We start from the raw sequence: 18955 nt of genomic DNA on the forward strand, positions 1-18955 counted from the left end.
CGTTCTTTTTTATTTTCAAAGTGGGGGTTTATGATCTATCCTTGATAAGACGATTATTATCCATAAAAAAAGGAGATCTAACGATGCGTGCAATACGTTCAACGCTCGCTTGTTCGGCAGTCTTAGTATTGGGCATCTTGCTGCTGTTGTCCGGATGCACGAATGAGGATAGAAGCAGGGCTGGCGAAGAGCCCGAGCAGGACGAGCAGCAAAAGCTCACGTTAATTGGTGAGAATGTAGTCTCTGTTCGTTGGTCACCGGACGGGTCGAAGCTGGCAGCCGTGACAACGTCAGGCTATCTAAGCATCTATGAAGCCAGAGACGGAACGTTCGAGTTCGCCCGTTATGCAGATAAGAAAACAGGCTATATCAACGGACGGTCACTCGCTTGGAGCGCAGATGGCAATAAAATTTATTACTATGATCGGCCAATTGATGAGATAACGAGGGAGCCCGCACCGCTAGAATATGGAAGTGTGCTGATGTCGGCTGACATCGTTACGGGCAAGGTAAAGTTGGTCCATTCCCATTTCATCGAATCTGTTAGCTCTATGGATGCCGCGGCGGATGGCAATAAATTGTACATGAATACGTATGAGCGGCAGCAATACAGCCTTGTTACTTTTCAACTGCAGGAAGGCTTGCATCACGATATAACCCAATCATTATCAGTCGAGCCGGGAGGCGGCAGCCGTCTGTCGCGTGACGGAAGACTGCTGTTCGTGAATGAACGACAGCCGGAAGGAGACCGTTATCAAGGCGTAATCATCGAACTGGATTCAGGCGAGAAGCGGGTCATAAGCGATCAGTATCTTAGCAATGCGTCATTCTCGCCAAATAGCCGCTGGCTTGCCTATATTGGAGATGATCATACGGTATATGTCATCCCGACGAACGAACAAGCGGATGCTGCCGCAGCCATTGTCCGGCCTGAGGTAGGAGCTGTTGTAGTAGACTGGTCGCCATTAGGAGATCGGCTGGCGCTGTCGGCGCAAGAAGGCGAAGGCGGCCCAATGAAGCTGTATCTTATCGATGTGCCGCAGCCTTATCGCTTAGATACATAGTCTGATTAATGCTCCTTGGAATAAGCGGGACCAATAGGACAAGCATAAATCGGGAAAATGAGTTATAATAGACGCTTATAATGAAAGTGGTTCAGGAGTTGATTGTTTTTGAGTAAGATTGGAAGAAATGAGTCGTGTCCTTGCGGAAGCGGTCAGAAGTACAAACGCTGCTGCATGGAGAAGGATCAAGCGGAGGCGCGCAAGGAGCAGGCTGCAGCACGTCAGACATCCAAGAAGGCCGTGTCGCCGGAAGAGATGTCAAAGTGGATTGCAGAACTGAAGTGGAAGCGTGAGGAATACCGCGAGATGGCATCTATGCTCGTGAAACAGATGGAAGGCGAATATGATCCTGCCATTATTGTTCGCGCAGTGTGGGTATGGCATTGCTACGCTGACGAGACGGAGCTGTCCTCATCGGTTAAGCTGGAATCGTACTGCGCGGCAGTAGAGTTCTTGATGAGCGAAGCGCACGATTTGCCGAACACGCAAAAAGCGATCGCAGCGAAATATGGAATATCGCCAACTACGCTGTCTAAGCGTAATAAAGAATTAACGGCGTTCTTCGCAGAGCGTGCGGCGAATGCCGAGCATAAGGAGCAGGGTATTCCTGTCTTAGCTTAGTCATGATTTTCACGTTTATTTTCTGCCGCTATAATGTTCGTCTAGGCGTCTGCTAGGTGCAGGCGCCTCTTTTTTATTGTGTCCAATAGGCTAGTCCACTCGGTGGGACGAGCGCCGATTGACCTGCTGATCAATCAGACCTATACTTACTTTAAGTAACTACAGGCGAATGGTTATTTCGGACGATGGACATGATGAGAACGGGTGGCGATGATGAATGGAACTTGAGACCGATGTATGTATCGTTGGCGCCGGACCTGGCGGAGCCATGCTTGCTGTACTGCTTGCTGAGAAAGGTATACCGGTCATCTTGGTTGAACGGCATGCCAGCGTATTTAAGGAATTCCGCGGCGAGCATTTGAATGAAGACGGCGAGCGGATCTTGCACAAGCACGGTGTGCTTGATGAGGTGCAAAGACAAGGTATGCTTCTAATGAAGCGCATTGAATATATGGAGCACGGACATTTGGTGAGGACGGTAGTGCCGGAAGAAGGACATGCTCATGTCGGGATTCATGTACCGCAGAAGCATTTGCTTCAAGCTTTGTTCAGCCGCTTAGAGCAAAACCCGAATGCGACGCTGCTGACAGGCGTTGCAGTCAATCGGCTGCTGCAGAACGACAGAGGCGTCATACAAGGTGTCGGCGGCAAGCGGGGCGAGGAAGAAATCTTTATACGCAGTCGTATCGTCGTCGGGGCAGACGGACGTTATTCTACGGTTCGTAAACTGGCGGGCATTGAGACGGACGTCATTAGTCACGGCTACGACTTGCTGTGGGCGCGTATTCCTGCACCGGAAGGCTGGGAGCCGGTTATTCGGATGGCGCTGGCCGGGGGCGCACAGCTGGCGATGTTCACGCAGCAGGGCGGCTTTATCCAGATCGGATGGAGTATACCGGAAGGAGCATTTCCAGCCATGACGAAGCAGCCGATTGATCCGCTCCTCGATACGCTTGTAAGAGCATACCCGGATATCGAGCATTCAGCGAGAGCGAATTTGCGTTCTTGGCGTGACTTCGTCCTCTTGAAGGTACACAGCAGCAGAGCGGAATCGTGGGTCAAGGATGGGCTTGTCATTATGGGTGATGCGGCGCATACGATGAGCCCGACAGGAGCATTCGGCTTAAACTGCGCTTTGAATGATGCAGATACTTTAGCCCGCGTGCTGCTTCATGCATTAGAAGCGGGGGATACGAGCGCTGAGCGGCTGACTGCGTTCGAGAGGTCGAACCGGGTGTCGACAGAGGCTCTGCAGAAGCGGCAGCTCGAGATGGAGCGCTCTTTCGCCGGACAGTTCAGCAAATAATTCGATAAGAAGCGGCCTTACCGACGAAGGGAGGCCGCTTCTTCGTCATTCTATTAACTATTCTAAATCAGGCTATTCTCTTAAGTCATTCATCCAAGAGACAACTATCTCCCGGTCATATGTTATCTTATAACGATAGAACGAGGGAGACGATAGACATGGTTGTATCGTACGGAAGACGGGTGCCTAACAAATGGTTGAAAACGGAAGCGCTGCTTAGTCATCCGGTGCTTTCAGCACATATTCCACCTACTCGCTCTTACACGGCCAGTCATTTGCGGGATATGCTGAACGTACACAGGATGGTCGTCATTAAACCGGTGCTCGGATCAGGTGGCAGCGGCGTTATTAAAGTCGAGCAAGAGGGAAGCGGTTACGCTTATACTTATTATTCGAAGAAAAAGCATTGTGCGACCTTCGACCAATTGCTCGCTTCGATTGTTAGATTGAAGAAGAAGCGGGCGTACCTTATCCAGAAAGGAATTCGGTTGGCGACAATCGGCGGACGTCCAATCGATTACCGGGTGAAGTATGAGAAGACAGCGACGGGATGGGTCTATCGTTCGATGGTAGGGCGGATTGCAAAGCCGGGATTGTTCGTGACGAATCTGTGCCGCGGCGGCACAATGGTAACAGCGGCGCAGGGCATCCGCGGTTCTTTGTCCGCCTCTCAAGTGGCCGCAAAAAAAAGGGAGATGAGAGAACTGACCGTTATCGCAACCCAAGTGCTGGAATCGAGATTTCCTGGCGTCAATCTACTAGGGTATGACTATGGGATTGATAAGAGCGGGAAGATCTGGATTTTTGAAGTGAATACAAAGCCTCAATAAGCGGGCGGCCTCCAATATCAGCTTCGCGCTTAAAATGTTAATTATATGATACGTTTCGTTAATTATGCTTGCGGGTCATGATTAAACTTTTTTATAGAAAAAGCTTGTCCCAAGGCTGTGAATAAGCCTGTCCACAAGTTAGCCGTTGCTAAATCTCATTTTTCCATGTATACCCACATCCTATACACACTCTGTCCACACCAATATGTGGATAAACGGAACGCTTGTTCCGTTTATTACCCCATGCTAAGATGAGTGAGGAAATAAACGGAAACGAAAGAAAGGAGTGTGGGACATGGAGTTGCTGTCTGACGATTTGCTTATCGACTCATACGTAGCCGCAATACAGCTTCATCTTGAACCGGAATTTATACGTCTGCTCAGTGAAGAGTTGGAGCGCAGACAGATCAACCCGGAGAGCTACCGAATAGGAGCGTAAATAGATGTACCATAACGTTGCGTTCAGCCTCTAATCAATATCTTTCATAACATCTACCTCAAATGTATACGAACAGTGTGGACAATAGGCGGCATGTCGACATGTACCCTTGCCCTCCATTTGATTAGCGGCATAATCGACTTCTATCGGTTCGTAAGGTGCGTATGGCCCCATCCAATCGCTCACCGGTCCACGATCTCCAGCTGTACCTGAACAAGAAGGGCATACGGCATCGAGCATACGGATTCCATTGCATACAGCACATAATGACATAAGGGTATCCCTCCTCGGTTGATTGGCTCCAAGGTAGGATACCCTATTTTGTGTCTTTTCTATATTATAATTTCATGCTGCTGCTGTGACCGGGTGAAAGCTTCGCGCTAGGGTCGATATATACCTTCGCATTGTTGACCGCCGTAGGTGCCTCGCCGAAGCCGACAGCAATCAGCTTCAGCTTGCCCGGATAAGTTGTAATGTCACCTGCAGCGAATATGCCTGGGATACTCGTCTCCATCCGTGAATCGACGACGATGGAGCCGCCGTCAATCTCAAGTCCCCAATCGGCGATTGGCCCAAGAGATGAGACGAACCCGTAATTGACAATGACGGCATCGGCAGTTACTTCCGTCTTTACCTTCGTCTTCACCTGCTCTAGCGTTACCCGTTCGATCCTGTCAGTGCCATGCAGCGCTGTAATTTCATGCGAGGTGATGATGCGGACCGCGGATTGATATAGTTTGCTTACGCTGTGCTCATGGGCTCTGAATTTATCTCGGCGATGAACGAGCGTCACGCTTGCGGCAATAGGCTCCAGCATTAGCGCCCAATCGACAGCAGAATCGCCGCCGCCGGTGATGAGTACATGCTGCCCGGAGAATTGCTGCAAATCGCTTATGAAGTAATACAAATTATGCTTCTCGAAGCGGGAGGCCTCTGCCAGCTCGAGCTTTCTCGGCTCGAAAGCTCCGACGCCGGCTGTAATGATGACAGCCTTGGCGAAATGTACTGCTTTGTCGGTTTGAATCTCGAACAGGCGCTCATCGCGTTTGATCACCTGCGTTACTTTCTCTTCCAGACGTACATTCGTAGTGAAGTGATCCATTTGCTGCTTCAGCTGCGTCACGAGCTCGCCAGCCGTAATTTTTGGAAATCCGGCAACGTCATATATATATTTCTCAGGATACAGCGCTGCAAGCTGGCCGCCAAGCTGGGGCATACTCTCAATTAATGTCACGGAGGCCTGCCGCATCCCGCAATAGAATGCGGCAAACATGCCTGCTGGTCCGCCTCCGATGACGACAATATCGATGGGATGAGACTGCGTTGAATCTGTCATATCGGCACCTCCTTGTGTTTATCAACCTCTCTTACATTATAGTCGTTCGAAAGCGCCTGTAAGAACCGATCGGATTGGAACATATGACGAACATTTTCGTATAAATAACCATTGAACTTTTAGTGCAAACTAGGTATCATTCTTTTCATGAATAGGTAAGTTCGACAAACTCTGTCGTTTTCGAATACACAACGTTTTATCCCGCTTGTACTTAGCAATGCCTTTATTTTTTAGGCTTGGATTGTGTAATTTTTCACAAAGAATGTTTATTAAATAATAGACACATATACAACACCTATAAATAGATATATATAAATAAGGGATAGGAAGGGATTCGACCATGAGCAACATTCCAAAAATCGTCATTCTAGGAGCTGGTTATGGCGGTGTGCTGACGGCGCTTCGGCTGCAGAAGCAGCTGAATTATAACGAAGCCGATGTCACTCTTGTGAATAAGCATGATTATCATTATATTACAACACATCTTCATATGCCCGCTGCAGGTACAGACAATCCGGAGAATGCGCGTGTCAGCATTTCTAAGCTGATTGACGAATTTAAGATTGACTTCGTGAAGTCGACGGTCGTGCAGATTCGTCCGCAGGATAAGAAGGTCATTCTGGAGGACGGCACGCTGTCCTATGATTATCTGGTTATCGGTCTGGGCGGCGAACCGGAAACATTCGGTATTCCGGGGCTGCAGGAGCATGCGATGAACATCCGCAGCATTAACTCCGTTCGACTTATCCGTGAGCATATTGAATATCAATTTGCTCGCTTCAAGCGCGAGCCGCACCGTACCGATTATTTGACATTTGTCGTCGGCGGAGCGGGCTTTACCGGTATCGAGTTCGTCGGCGAGCTGGCTGATCGCATTCCTGAGCTGTGCAAGGAATTCGATGTCGATCCGAATCTGGTGAAAATCTACAATGTTGAAGCAGGTCCGTCGGCATTGCCAGGCTTTGATCCCGAGCTTATCGAATATGCGATGAACGTACTGACGAAGAAGGGTGTAGCATTCAAGATCGGGACGGCGATCAAATCGTGTACAGCTGAAGGCGTTGTGGTGCAGAAGGGTGAAGAGCCGGCTGAAGAGATTCGCTCGCAGACGGTTATTTGGTCCGGTGGCGTTCGCGGCAACCGTCTAATTGAGGAAGCTGGCTTCGAGACGATGCGCGGCCGTGTTAAAATCGATGACAATCTGCGTGTCCCTGGCAGCGATCATGTATATGTCGTCGGCGACAACTCGCTTATGTTCGGGGAAGACGGTCGTCCGTATCCGCCAACTGCTCAAATCGCGATGCAGCAGGGTGTCGTCTGTGCCCATAACCTGGTCGCTTCGATCCGAAATCAGCCGCTGAAGAAATTCGTATTCAGCAACAAAGGGACGGTAGCGTCGCTCGGTAAGGGCGAAGCGGTCGGCATCGCCTTCGGTAAGAAATATAAAGGCCGTGTCGCAGCATGGTTGAAGAAGCTGATCGACATTCGTTATTTGTTCATTATCGGCGGCTTGCCGCTCGTGTTCCGTAAAGGGAAGTTTCTATAATGCGGCATTGCAGCGTACAGGTGCGCGGCCTGTTAACAAGAGACGAGCTTGACCGATACAACGCGCTGATGGAAGTCGGCTCCTTCCTGGAGTCGAACAATCGGTATGATCTGGCCTACACGGTACAGAGAGAGATTGATATTCTGATTATGCCGGCTATAGAACGGTTGAAGGATAAGAGTCGCGCGCGCGACCGTGCGACGGCAGAATATTTGGAACAGAAGCGTTTGAAGCAATTGGCCGAGGATGCGGATCAAGATGCTGAAGACGAGGATGAATAAACGGACCTTTTAGCTTATCTAATGTCATAGTAATCGGCATCGATACACCTAGAGCTCCCTCATACAGCATGACGAGATTTCTTATGCTGTTGAAAGGGGCTTTTTCTATAAATTCAAGACTAATGGAAGGGGAAACTAGTTCAAATGAGCAGTCTGCAAACCCGAATCGTGCTTGTGTTCTCCATGATCATTACAATTTCTGCTGTCGTACTTGGCGTAATATTCGTTAACGATGCGCAGCGGCTCGTTGTAAACTCGCTCGGCACCCAGGCGAGAATTATTGCCGAGCACGCAGCAGACAGCATTGATGTGAAGCAGTATGAGCAGCTAACTATCGACAGCGGGACGGACGGTTATTATGCGGAGCTAAGAGCGCAATTGAATGAGATGAAGCAGGGCTACGGGCTTAAATATTTGTACACGATGGGCAGCCGGACGGTAGATGGCCGTACTGAATATTATTATATGGTGGATGGAGCTCCGCTTGACCAGACCGAGGATGTATCAGCTCTCGGGGAAGTAGAAGAGGAGCAGTATCCGGGGCTTGTCCGGTCGTTTGCGAACAAGACGACGACAGTTGGTGAGCTGACCAGCGACGATGAATATGGAGCGGCTGTTACGGCATATGTGCCGATCCGCAATGAGTCAGGTGAGATGATCGGTGTCATTGGTGCTGATTTCGATGCTGAGGAGGTTTACGCGCTTATGAAGCGCAACCGGATGACTGCGATTGCGATTGGGATTACTGTATTGCTATTGTCGCTGCTTGCGACTTTGCTGTTTGCCAAGCGGCTCGTTCGCCCGCTGAAGACCTTGACAAACGAGATGGCGCGTGTTCAGCAAGGCGATCTGACGGTCAGCGTGACGGTGCGCGGCAAAGACGAGGTTGGCAAGCTAGCCGGCGCTTTTCAGGCCATGATCGATGAATTGCGGGGCATGATTCAGCGGCTTAGCGACAATGCAATGCTGCTGCACGCCGCTTCGCAGGAGCTGACGGCAAGCGCGCAGCATACGCAGTATAATACGGAGCAGATTGCAAGGTTAATTCGGGTAATTGATGAGGAGGGGAATGTTCAGGCGAGCCGCTCGAGCAGCGTTATGGCGGCGATCGGGGATACGGACCGTTCCGTACAGCAGATTGCAAGCACCGCTGTGACGGTAGCCTCCGCTGCTCACAGCACGGCGGAGGAGGCGCAGTTGGGCGGCCAATCGGTACAGCTCGCAATGCAGCAGATGGAATCGATCCACCGCAATACAGAGCTGATGAAGGAGGATATCGAGCAGCTGTCGGAGAAGTCCGATCAGATTCAATCCATTATGGGGATCATTAGCTCGATCGCTTCGCAGACCAACCTGTTGTCATTGAATGCAGCGATTGAAGCGGCGAGAGCGGGCGAGGAAGGCCGTGGCTTCGCTGTCGTCGCTGATCAAATACGAAAGTTAGCTCAGCAAACGGAAGAATCCTCGGATATCGTGACAGACCTCATTATGGACATGCTGACTCGTATCCATAGGATTGTCGATTCCGTTCACAGCGGCAGTCGAGAGGTTGGGGATGGGCTTACTATTGTCGGCCGTGCGAAGTCGGCGTTCTCGTCTATTATATCGGAAATCGATAAAATAACGGTACAGATGAAGGAGCTTTCCGACGTGTCCGCCCACATGGCGGCTTGCTCGAAGGAAGCAAGTGCCGCGAGCGGGGAGCTTGCGGGAAGCGTACGCCAGTCTGCGGATCGCTTTGCGAGCGTAACGGCAGCTGCAGAGCAGCAAACGGCTTCGATGCGCGATATTTTCTCAGCGACAGAGTCGCTCGCTAGTATGGCCAACCAGATGACCGAAATGGTCGCGAAATTTAAAGTGTAATCTCGTACATATACAAAAAAAGCTTTGCAGCGGGCTCCTGGTGCAGGATGCGCCAAAATTCCGCAGCAAAGCTATTTATTCTATACACTAAGCAGCTTGGTCAGCTTGTCCGTTGTTAGCAAATTGCCGACATAGAAGTCGCCGAATTCGCCGTATCGTGCGCTGACTTCGTCGAATCGCATCTCGTAGACGAGCTTCTTGAATTGCAGCGCGTCGTCCGCGAACAGCGTGACGCCCCATTCCCAGTTATCGAAGCCGACGGAGCCGGTAATGATTTGCTTCACTTTGCCCGCATATTGGCGGCCGATCATGCCATGGCTGCGCATCATCGCTTTGCGTTCTTCCATGCTGAGCATATACCAGTTATCGTTGCCTTCGCGGCGTTTGTTCATCGGATAGAAGCAAATATGGTTCGACTTCGGAAGCGCCGGCTTAAGACGTGCGGCAACCTCTGGAATGGTCGTCGGATCGACGCCAGGCTGTCCCATGTAGTTGCTTAACTCGACGACGCTGACATAAGAGTAGGTCGGCTTCGTGAAGGCGGCGAATGCCGACTTGTTGAACGCGGTCTCCAGCTCATTCAGCTCCTCGAGCGTCTCGCGGAGATGCATGAACACAATGTCCGCCTTCTGGCCGACGACGGAGTAGACCGCTGTACTGCCTTGCTTCGATTCATGCACTTGCTCCCATTGGTTTAAGAACGATTGAAGCTCGTCTGCTGCTTGTGCGCGTTCAGCTTCAGACGCCCCCTTCCAAGCCTGCCAATCTATCGACCGGAAGTCGTGTAGGGCGTACCAGCCTTCTAATGTTTGTGCTGCTTCACTCATGGTTCATTCCTCCGTTCATTCCGTTGTATGCAATTGCTATCATTGTAGCTTAATGCACAGCGCTTCCGCAAATGTCGGACTTGTGAAATTTGTGCAACGGAAATTGACTTCCGGACAGCCTTTCATTAAACTAATATCGATAAATAGGGATAGAATGAAGAAGTTAGCAATTTTCGTTCGATACGGATATAGATGGGTTATCTTGGAGGATGGACAATATGGTCATTGCCTATATACAGCTGCTAGTAACGATGGTGCTTGCGTTAATACTTATGTTTGGCATTGGATTTATTCTGAATATGCTGCTTAAGACAACATGGTTTCCGATTTATTTGTACATCATCGTCATTATTCCGCTTATGATCTGGGGAACGTGGGATAACGCGGATACATTCGTTGACAATTTCAAATCGTTCACCATTATTGACATTCTCCCTGCCGTTACAGCGCTTATTGGAGCTTATGTAAGCGGCTGGTCGATTCGGGCGCTGCGCCGTGGCGGTTATAAAATGTTTTAAGATTGATATAATTTGTGTATAGCGTAACATGTCAATTCCTCCGGTACCTGTATCGGGGGGATTTTCTATTTTTCGACGTCTGCCAAGTGAAGCGATATTTATGATAGAATGAGAGGAAAGTCTTAAACGGATGGAGTAGATCGAATGCGTATTGGTCATGTGCTGCAATTTACGGAACATCACCGGTACTACACGTTTCGCGGTTTTTCGCTAAGTCCGCTGGATCTGCGGATGCTGTCGCTTATTTACCAGCCTATGATCGGCGCTTCAGCGATTAGCCTCTATCAGCTGCTGTATCACGGCGTGATCGAGGGTCGAACGGGTTATTCCCCGGTTGAACCGCACCGGATGCTGTTTCTGGCGCTTGGCCTGGAGATGAACGAACGCGGCCGCAAAAAACTGCTGATGGATACGTCCCGGCTGGAAGCGGTCGGCCTCCTTCAGACGTCTCGACTGGCCATGCCGGATAACGATGATGTTGTATACGAATATGAGCTGTGTGCCCCCCTGTCACCGGAGGAATTTTTTCGCAATCAGCATTTGTCGCTGCTGCTGCGCGATCAGATTGGCAAATATGCGGTCATCGCGCTGCGGGAATCGTTCAGTGCGAAGGAGCCGGATGAGCTTGCGGAAGCACGCTGGCATAAAGAAAATATATCAGTACCGTTCTATGAAGTGTTCCAGCTCAACACGTCGAACGTGGATGACGAGCTGGAGCAAGCGCTCGTCGAAGTCGCACCGGCGCGCCAGCCGGCTTCGCGCCCGTCCGTATCGGAGACGGCCGGGCTGACGGTTGGCGAGCTGCTTATCCGGTTCCCGCGTGGAGCGGCTAATCGGAAGTACGTCGAACGGCTGCGTTCAGACGAGGATGCGATGGCACAAATTAATTACGTCGCGTATAAGTATAATATCGGTGCCGCTGATATATGCCGATTACTGGATGAAGATGGCGTATTTTCAGCGCAGGGCGAGCTGCTTGTGGACGAGCTTCAGCTTCGTGCCAATCAGCTGTACCGGCAGGATAAGAAGCGGGAAGCAGACCGGCAGCGTGTTATGGCAAGAGCCGGCGCATATGTCTCAGAGCAGGAAGAGCAACCGGATGAGATGGATGAGCAAGCGGTGCCGGAGGAGCTGTATATGCCGGTTCCGAAGCAGCTTGAGGGACGCTGTGACATTCACCAGTACAATATGCTCATGCGGAACGAGCCGCATACACGATTCTTGCAGCGTTTTTTCCCAGGGGCAGTGCCGGATATGATCGATCGTATATTCGAGCGGATCGATTTGAATTACAAGCTGCCTCCCGCTGTCATTAATGTGTTGATTCATTATGTTATCGGAGCTAACGATTCGCAGCGAGTTACGAAGACGTTTATTGAGGCGGTCGCTTCGAATATGCTGCTGAAAGGAATTGATACGTTCGAGAAAGCCGTCCGATACGTTCGTGATCAGCAGCAGATCGAGGCGGAGCGTGAGCGTAATAGCGGCGTCGGTATGCCTGCCGGTAGAAAGGGCGGTGCGTCTAGCGGCGGAGCACGGGGACGTGGCCGTGCGCCCGGAACGGCAGTGTCGCGCAAGCCGGCTATTCCGATCGTTCAGCAGGAGCAGCAGGAGAACGGCTCGTTGTCGGCCGAGAAGCTGGAGGAGCTGCGGAGGCTTGCTCGGAAGCTCGATGGCAAGAAGTAATCAGGCTGATGCAAGCTTATTATTTGGCATAATTGAATCTATGAGTTATGAGTGCGATAAAAAGGAGAGGATGACGTACGATGGAATCGCTTGGCGAGTTGTTGAAGCAGACACCAATGGGGAGCGACGCGCTTCGACGCTCCACGGAGCTGATGAACGAGCTGCTTGCGGACCCGCTTGTGCAGCGGTTCCGTGCGAAAAATCCGGCTCTTGACGATTCTACTTTCCGGCTCAATTTGAACCGGTTCTATCAGTATGTGAAAGAATACCGTAATTGCGAGAACTGCCCGGGGCTCGACCGGTGCCCGAACGACTTCGAAGGCCACTATACGATGCTGGCTTGCGAGACGGTTGGCGGTGAGGTGCACCTATATGATCGGAAGGCCTCGTGCAAAAAGTTTATCGCGCGCCAGAATGAGGAGCAGATTCGCGGCCGTATCCGCAGCTTCTACGTCGATCAGCGGGCGCTCAGCAGCGGATACTCGGCGGAAGAAATTATGGCAATTGATCCAAACCGCAATGAAGCGGTACTGAAATTGCTTCAATACATCGACCGGACGAAAGAAGAAGGGTTGCAGGAGACCGGACTCTATATGGCGGGCCACTTCGGTACCGGCAAGACGTTTTTGATGTGCTACATGCTGCATGAGCTCGCGAAAGCTGGGTATTCCGGTGTTATCGTCTATATGCCGGACTTCGTCGAGGATTTAAAAGCGATGATGCATGAGCCGGGCAAGCTGAAGGAGACGGTCGATATGATGAAGGAGACCGACCTGCTTATTTTTGACGATATCGGGGCAGAAAATTTAAGCCCTTGGGTCCGTGACCATGTCATGGGCGGGATATTGAATTATCGGATGCAGCGCAAGCCGACGTTCTATACCTCGAACTATGAGCTGGACGCGCTGGAGCAGCACTTTAGCTTCACGAGCAAGGAAGGCGATGAACGGCATAAGGGTGAGCGGATTATGGAACGGATTCGCCCTTATGTTGAGGTGATCCGGGTTACCGGGACGAATAAAAGGCGGCGGACGTGAACGAATTGATGCAATAAGTAATTTAATATAAGGCAAATGACCGAATTGAAGGGGGCTCGTTATGAGCTGAGCTTCGATTCGGTTTTTTTGTGCTTTTGTACATACTACAGGAGATGAAACCTATGCCAGGCTAATGATGGCTCGAGGATGGGGCAGCTTAACTTGGCTCAGTCAGCAGAGAACGATAATGGGATCGTGTTGAAAGGAGCGGCGAAATTGAATAGGTTAGGCAGCATCAGTCGTGCGGCAGCGGTTGTGGTGACGGGGGCAGCCGTAATGCTTTTATTATCGGCATGCGGGATGGCGGTACAACGTCAATCTAACTTAACCAATGTGCTGGAAAGCTCGCGGAAGCAAGGGGCGAGCGCTGTTCAGCCGCTGCAGCAGCCGCTTGCGGCGGACGAAACGAATGCAGCGGCAGGGACAGATAGAACGGCTGGCCGATCGCCTGCTCGATCTCATTCCGAATCGGACAAACATAAGCATCAGCAGTTTATCGAGCGGCTGCATCAGCTGGTTAGGCAAGGACGGATGGTAAACGCCGGCCGCTTTGTTGTTGGGAAGACACGGATCGATGAGGTACATCGGCAATGGGGAATGCCGAACCGTATTGAGGGTGGCTATCATTATTACTATCCCGGAATGATGAAGGGAGTGGTCGCTTTCGGTGTCGGGCGGGGCAAGATTATTAAAGAAATTCGCATTGCTGACTTAGCGCTTGATCCGATGAAGGATGGGGTGAAGCTTAAGGTATCGGAAGTAAGGGCGGCGTTTGGCCAGCCGGATTCGGTAAAGCGGCACGGGAGAAAGAAGCGGCTGATCTATTCGTTAGAGGAATATAAGCTTCGTTTCGAATATAATCCGACGTCATCCCAAAATCCAGAGCTTGAGTGGATTAGCATCATTTCTCCATGGGCCGCCAGATTGAGCACGCGTTGAAGCCCCACAGCATGTTATATGGGACCGTTCGCTAGAAGCATCCAGCGAACGTTTTTTTGCTGTGAGGGCGTGTGAGTGGAGATAAGTGCCGAAAGGCACTTATGGAGCGACGATGGAGGGTGAGAGCGAGAAATAAGTGTTGAAAGGAACTTAAGTGAGGCGCGAGCGGGCGAATAGGTGGAGATAGGTGTCAAAAGGCACTTATGTGAGCCGCCAGCGGGTGAATGAGCGGAAGTAGGCTCTGAAAACAACAAATGTAAGCGGATACAACAAAATCTTATAATCAATTCTTATTATCCGGATAAGAATGGTTTAAAAAAATGATTGACACTACCATTCGTTACCTGCTAGAATCACTTCAAGGCCTAAATAACCGAGTAAACATGTAGGATTAATCTATCTAATACGGGGTGGTTCTAGATGACAAGAAAAACAAAGGTGTTTCAATGGTTTACCCTTATCCTTGCCTTCGCGGTAGTGCTGACGGCTTGCTCTTCAAAAGAGAAAACAACGAGCGAGTCCGATAAGGAATCGACGAAGCAAGAAACGACAGCGGGATCGGAGAAGAAAGAGACGCTGAAGCCGGTTGAGCTGTTGAACGTATCTTATGATCCGACGCGCGAGCTGTACGCAGCATACAACGAAGCATTCGCGAAGTATTGGAAGCAAGAGAAGGGCCAAGAGGTTACGATTAAACAATCGCATGGCGGCTCCGGCAAACAAAGCTTGGCTGTCATTGACGGCTTGAAAGCAGACGTCGTAACGCTGGCGCTCGGCTATGACATTGATGCGATTAAAGATAAAGGACTTATTAACGAAGGTTGGCAAAGTAAATTTGAGAAAAACAGCTCGCCATACACGTCAACGATCGTATTCCTCGTCCGCAAGGGCAATCCGAAAGGGATTAAGGATTGGGACGACTTGGTTAAGGATGGAATCGAGGTCATTACGCCTAATCCGAAGACGTCGGGCGGAGCGCGCTGGAACTACCTTGCGGCATGGGGCTACGCACTTAAGCATAACAACAACGACGAGTCGAAGGCTCAGGAATTTGTGAAGCAGCTGTTCAAAAATGTTCCGGTACTCGACTCCGGCGCACGCGGCTCCACGACGACCTTCGTAGAACGCGGTATCGGGGACGTGCTGCTTGCATGGGAGAATGAGGCGTTCCTGTCCATTAACGAGCTCGGACCAGATAAATTCGAGATCGTCTACCCATCGCTTAGCATTTTGGCTGAACCGCCGGTAGCGGTTGTTGATAAAGTCGCTGACGATCGCGGAACGCGAGAAGTAGCGGAAGCTTACCTGCAATATTTGTACTCGGAAGAAGGACAGCGCATCGCAGCAGAGAACTACTATCGTCCGACGCTGCAATCGGTCGCTGATGAATTCAAAGATCAATTCAAGCCGCTTGAATTGCTGACGATTGACAATGATTTTGGCAGCTGGACAGAAGCGCAAGCGAAACATTTTGCGGATGGCGCCATCTTCGATCAAATCTACGTTCCAGGTTCTTAATGAAAGGTATACGTAAGGAGCTGACTTCACATGAAAGGTTCCGCTAACCGAAGGGTGCTTCCGGGATTCGGCTTATCCCTCGGCTACACGATCTTCTACTTGTGTGTCATCGTCCTGATCCCGCTCTCCGGCGTGTTGATTAAGACCGCCGGAATGAGCTGGGAGGACTTCTGGCATACGGTATGGAACGCTCGGGTGATTTACGCCTATAAGATAAGCTTTATGACTGCGCTGGCCGCAGCTGGGATCAATGCGGTATTTGGCTTCCTTGTCGCCTGGGTGCTCGTCCGGTATAAGTTCCCGGGCAAGTCGTTCATCGACAGTCTTGTTGATCTGCCGTTTGCATTGCCTACGGCCGTAGCAGGCGTAGCGCTGACTGCAATATACGCGCCCAATGGCTGGATTGGCTCCAAGCTGGAGCCGCTTGGCATCAAGGTAGCCTACACACCGCTTGGTATTACGGTTGCGCTCGTATTTATCGGACTGCCATTCGTCGTTCGAACGGTTCAGCCGATTTTGCAGGATCTCGAGAAGGATACGGAGGAAGCGGCCGTCATGCTTGGAGCTTACCGCTTTCGAACGTTTAGGAAAATCATCCTGCCAGAAATCATTCCTGCTCTGTTGACGGGCTTCGCGCTGGCTTTTGCCCGGGGCATTGGCGAATATGGTTCCGTCGTTTTCATCTCCGGCAATATGCCAATGAGAACCGAAATCGCGCCTTTGCTCATTATGACGAAGCTTGAGCAATACGATTACGCAGGCGCCACAGCGATTGCACTCGTCATGCTCGTCATTTCGTTCATCGCGCTGCTCATCATTAATTTGCTGCAGGCGAGAATTAACAAACGGACGATATCGGCCTAACGGGCCGCGTAATCGAAGCAAGCAACAGGAGGGGGTTTATATGGCTGGAGCTATTACGGCGCATCTGTCGGAGGAAGCCTCTGTCAGACCACGTCATATTAATGAATCAACACCGGTCCGCATCGTGCTCATCACGATTGCGCTCGCTTTTCTCACACTGGTCGTCATACTTCCGCTTGTGACCGTGTTCGCTGAAGGGTTTAAGAAGGGCTGGGACGTGTATACCGCGTCGCTGCGTGATCCAGATGCGGTATCCGCACTTAAGCTGACGTTGATGGTATCGCTTATCGCGGTTCCGTTAAATACGATTTTCGGTATTCTGGCAGCTTGGGCTATTACAAAATTCAAATTTCGCGGACGCAACGTACTGATTACGTTAATTGATTTGCCGTTTGCCGTCTCACCAGTCATATCCGGTCTTATCTTCGTGCTTTTGTTCGGCGCGCAAGGGTTTTTGGGACCGTGGTTGGACGAAAGGGGCATTCAAATTATTTTTGCCCTGCCGGGTATCGTATTGGCGACAATATTCGTAACGTTCCCATTCATTGCACGGGAGCTCATTCCTCTTATGGAAACGCAAGGCGTCCAAGAGGAAGAGGCGGCGGTCGTACTGGGGGCAAGAGGACTGAAGCTGTTCTGGTACGTCACGCTTCCGAATATCAAATGGGGATTGCTGTACGGCGTTATTTTGTGTAATGCGAGGGCGATGGGTGAGTTCGGCGCAGTGTCGGTCGTATCCGGGCACATTCGCGGCGAGACGAACACATTGCCGCTGCATATCGAAATTTTGTATAACGAGTATCAATTCTCTGCTTCATTCGCTGTATCATCATTGCTCGTTATGCTGGCGCTTCTGACGCTGGCAGTCAAAAAATTTGTTGAGTGGAGGGGATCGATATGGCAAAGCAAGTTGAATTGAATGATTGGTGGCATGATCGTATAGCCGATCAGTTGGAAGGAATGGAATATGGTTCCGTCATCATCACTGTCCATGATGGCCGGATCGTACAAATTGACAGAACGGAGCGCAAACGGTTCGACCCTTCCGCAGGCACTGCGCCGGTAGCCAAGCCGGATGCGATTGCAGACAAGAACGCTCCAGTCAAATCGACGGTCCGCCGAGGGAAGATTGCAAACGGGTAATTTATTGGAGGATAGTAGTGTATTTGAAAGCAAGCTTAGCCGGTTCTGCGACAAAACATGTCGGACCGGCTTTCTTTATTTTAATCTTTCTGACTATATCCCCCAAGTGAGGTGTAATATAAAGATAAGATTACTTTGACAGATCATTTATATGAAAATGATAGGTGGTAAGAGGTAGATATGGACATACCGAATGAAAAGCAGCGGCTGTTCATCGCATTACCTGTGCCGGCTCCTTATAAGACAAGCATAGCTGCCATGATGGCGAAGCTGCGCGAAGCTATGCCGTTCCGCCGCTGGGTGCATCCGGATGATCTCCATGTTACGGTCCAGTTTCTCGGGGAGGCAGTAAGCCGGCAAATTCCTTCCATCGAGCAAGCAATCCGTAAGGCTGTAGCGGGTACTCCCCCATTCGATATCGCGGTTCGGGGGCTGGGGAGCTTCGGAAAGCCCGGCTGGCCTTCGGTTCTGTGGGGAGGGATTGAGGCGGACGCAGAACGTCTTCAAGCGCTCTATCGTACTGTTGTGCAGGCTATGCAGCCGTTAGGCTTTGAACCGGAAGCGCGCCCATATAAGCCGCATTTGACGCTGGCGCGCAATTATGATGGTGCAGCTCCGATAGCTTCTCAGCTTCTTACGGACCTTCCATTCCCGGATGCGGGAGAGACGTGGCAGTGGAAAGCAGAATCCGTGACGCTCTACCGCAGCCGACCTAGTTCACAGCCGATGTACGAGGCGGTCGGCGAGTATCCCTTTCTTCAGCCATTGGGCAGTCAATAACAGAAAGTAGGAAAAAGGCTCCGAGCCAGCTTGTCGCTGATTCGGAGCCTTCAACGTTACAACAATTAGGATTGAACGAACTTAATAATGACCATAGCAGCAAATACGATGGTCATGAATGCGATCATGCCGCCGAAGCCGAACATGACATCGCGCAGGTCGTCGCGCGGCTCTTCGTTAATGTGTGCGCGTGGATCTTCTGCCGAGTATTGAGCATTGTTCATAACTAACCATATCCCCCTCGAACGTGACCAGTTAATACCTCTTTTAAGTATAACTAACTGCGTCAACAATTGTAAAGTGAATTCGGACATTCCTTCCGTCTTTCGTATGCTACAATAGAAAGGATGGCGAATA

The 18955-nt window shown here is 50.7% G+C and carries 21 protein-coding genes; 17 read left to right on the top strand and 4 right to left on the bottom strand.

The features are described from left to right. The first annotated feature begins 83 nt into the window (after window positions 1-83). The 5 genes from PXY01_RS12020 (at window position 84) to PXY01_RS12040 (ending at window position 4260) form a co-directional block, all read left to right on the top strand. Entirely contained in the window at window positions 84-1064 is a 981-nt protein-coding gene (locus tag PXY01_RS12020; protein ID WP_127570195.1) for a WD40 repeat domain-containing protein, read from the top strand. Between the two features lie 108 nt (window positions 1065-1172). Then, a complete protein-coding gene (locus PXY01_RS23070; protein ID WP_281277880.1) occupies window positions 1173-1685 on the top strand; it encodes an SEC-C metal-binding domain-containing protein in 513 nt (170 codons plus the stop codon). 217 nt (window positions 1686-1902) lie between these two features. Next, complete coding sequence (locus PXY01_RS12030; protein ID WP_127570197.1) at window positions 1903-2991, top strand: FAD-dependent monooxygenase; 1089 nt, start codon at window positions 1903-1905, stop codon at window positions 2989-2991. Between the two features lie 158 nt (window positions 2992-3149). After that, window positions 3150-3821, top strand: a complete 672-nt coding sequence (locus PXY01_RS12035) for a YheC/YheD family protein (RefSeq protein WP_127570199.1) — start codon at window positions 3150-3152, stop codon at window positions 3819-3821. Between the two features lie 295 nt (window positions 3822-4116). Then, entirely contained in the window at window positions 4117-4260 is a 144-nt protein-coding gene (locus PXY01_RS12040; protein WP_127570201.1) for a sporulation histidine kinase inhibitor Sda, read from the top strand. Window positions 4261-4290: 30 nt separating this feature from the next. On the opposite strand, the gene PXY01_RS12045 is transcribed toward PXY01_RS12040, so the two are convergent. Both PXY01_RS12045 and PXY01_RS12050 read right to left on the bottom strand, forming a co-directional pair. Continuing rightward, the gene (locus PXY01_RS12045; protein WP_127570203.1) at window positions 4291-4533 is read right to left on the bottom strand and encodes a hypothetical protein; all 243 of its coding nucleotides are present in this window, start codon (window positions 4531-4533) and stop codon (window positions 4291-4293) included. A gap of 64 nt (window positions 4534-4597) precedes the next feature. Next, window positions 4598-5596 (bottom strand): NAD(P)/FAD-dependent oxidoreductase, encoded by a 999-nt coding sequence (locus tag PXY01_RS12050; protein WP_127570206.1) that lies wholly within the window; start codon window positions 5594-5596, stop codon window positions 4598-4600. A 340-nt stretch (window positions 5597-5936) separates the two neighbouring features. On the opposite strand from PXY01_RS12050, the gene PXY01_RS12055 reads away from it, so the two are divergent. The 3 genes from PXY01_RS12055 to PXY01_RS12065 all read left to right on the top strand — a co-directional run bounded on the left by PXY01_RS12055 (window position 5937) and on the right by PXY01_RS12065 (window position 9286). Further along, complete coding sequence (locus PXY01_RS12055; protein WP_127570208.1) at window positions 5937-7142, top strand: NAD(P)/FAD-dependent oxidoreductase; 1206 nt, start codon at window positions 5937-5939, stop codon at window positions 7140-7142. Beyond that, entirely contained in the window at window positions 7142-7423 is a 282-nt protein-coding gene (locus tag PXY01_RS12060) for a hypothetical protein (RefSeq protein ID WP_127570210.1), read from the top strand. Before PXY01_RS12055 ends, PXY01_RS12060 begins: the two co-directional genes overlap by 1 nt. Window positions 7424-7567: 144 nt before the next feature. Further along, the gene (locus PXY01_RS12065) at window positions 7568-9286 is read left to right on the top strand and encodes a methyl-accepting chemotaxis protein (RefSeq protein ID WP_127570212.1); all 1719 of its coding nucleotides are present in this window, start codon (window positions 7568-7570) and stop codon (window positions 9284-9286) included. Between the two features lie 80 nt (window positions 9287-9366). On the opposite strand, the gene hemQ is transcribed toward PXY01_RS12065, so the two are convergent. After that, entirely contained in the window at window positions 9367-10113 is a 747-nt protein-coding gene (gene hemQ, locus PXY01_RS12070; protein WP_127570214.1) for a hydrogen peroxide-dependent heme synthase, read from the bottom strand. Between the two features lie 218 nt (window positions 10114-10331). Here hemQ and PXY01_RS12075 point away from each other — a divergent pair, with 218 nt between their 5' ends. From PXY01_RS12075 to thpR, 9 genes are all read left to right on the top strand, one after another. After that, window positions 10332-10631 carry a YuiB family protein gene (locus PXY01_RS12075; protein ID WP_174721823.1) on the top strand — a complete coding sequence of 100 codons (300 nt, stop codon included), beginning with the start codon at window positions 10332-10334 and terminating at the stop codon, window positions 10629-10631. 144 nt (window positions 10632-10775) lie between these two features. Beyond that, entirely contained in the window at window positions 10776-12317 is a 1542-nt protein-coding gene (locus PXY01_RS12080; protein WP_127570216.1) for a DnaD domain protein, read from the top strand. Between the two features lie 80 nt (window positions 12318-12397). Continuing rightward, on the top strand, window positions 12398-13354 hold the full coding sequence (gene dnaI / locus PXY01_RS12085) for a primosomal protein DnaI (protein ID WP_127570218.1): 957 nt from the start codon (window positions 12398-12400) through the stop codon (window positions 13352-13354). A gap of 162 nt (window positions 13355-13516) precedes the next feature. Then, window positions 13517-14293: a DUF4309 domain-containing protein gene (locus tag PXY01_RS12090; protein WP_164744397.1), complete on the top strand. Its 777-nt coding sequence runs from the start codon at window positions 13517-13519 to the stop codon at window positions 14291-14293. A 420-nt stretch (window positions 14294-14713) separates the two neighbouring features. Then, window positions 14714-15811, top strand: coding sequence for a sulfate ABC transporter substrate-binding protein (locus tag PXY01_RS12095; protein ID WP_127570222.1), 1098 nt, complete (start codon window positions 14714-14716; stop codon window positions 15809-15811). Between the two features lie 30 nt (window positions 15812-15841). Then, window positions 15842-16675, top strand: a complete 834-nt coding sequence (gene cysT, locus PXY01_RS12100; RefSeq protein ID WP_127570224.1) for a sulfate ABC transporter permease subunit CysT — start codon at window positions 15842-15844, stop codon at window positions 16673-16675. A 40-nt stretch (window positions 16676-16715) separates the two neighbouring features. Beyond that, window positions 16716-17594, top strand: coding sequence for a sulfate ABC transporter permease subunit CysW (gene cysW, locus PXY01_RS12105; RefSeq protein ID WP_127570226.1), 879 nt, complete (start codon window positions 16716-16718; stop codon window positions 17592-17594). Beyond that, window positions 17573-17818 (top strand): YezD family protein, encoded by a 246-nt coding sequence (locus PXY01_RS22815; protein WP_246027902.1) that lies wholly within the window; start codon window positions 17573-17575, stop codon window positions 17816-17818. The genes cysW and PXY01_RS22815 overlap by 22 nt, the downstream gene beginning before the upstream one ends. A 180-nt stretch (window positions 17819-17998) precedes the next feature. Further along, window positions 17999-18598, top strand: coding sequence for an RNA 2',3'-cyclic phosphodiesterase (gene thpR / locus PXY01_RS12115; RefSeq protein WP_127570228.1), 600 nt, complete (start codon window positions 17999-18001; stop codon window positions 18596-18598). 65 nt (window positions 18599-18663) lie between these two features. Here the strand turns inward: thpR and PXY01_RS12120 are convergent, their stop codons facing one another. Further along, window positions 18664-18822 (bottom strand): YqzM family protein, encoded by a 159-nt coding sequence (locus PXY01_RS12120; protein WP_127570230.1) that lies wholly within the window; start codon window positions 18820-18822, stop codon window positions 18664-18666. Window positions 18823-18955 lie beyond the last annotated feature (133 nt).

Source organism: Paenibacillus xylaniclasticus (genome assembly GCF_004001065.1).
Classification (GTDB): domain Bacteria; phylum Bacillota; class Bacilli; order Paenibacillales; family Paenibacillaceae; genus Paenibacillus_T; species Paenibacillus_T xylaniclasticus.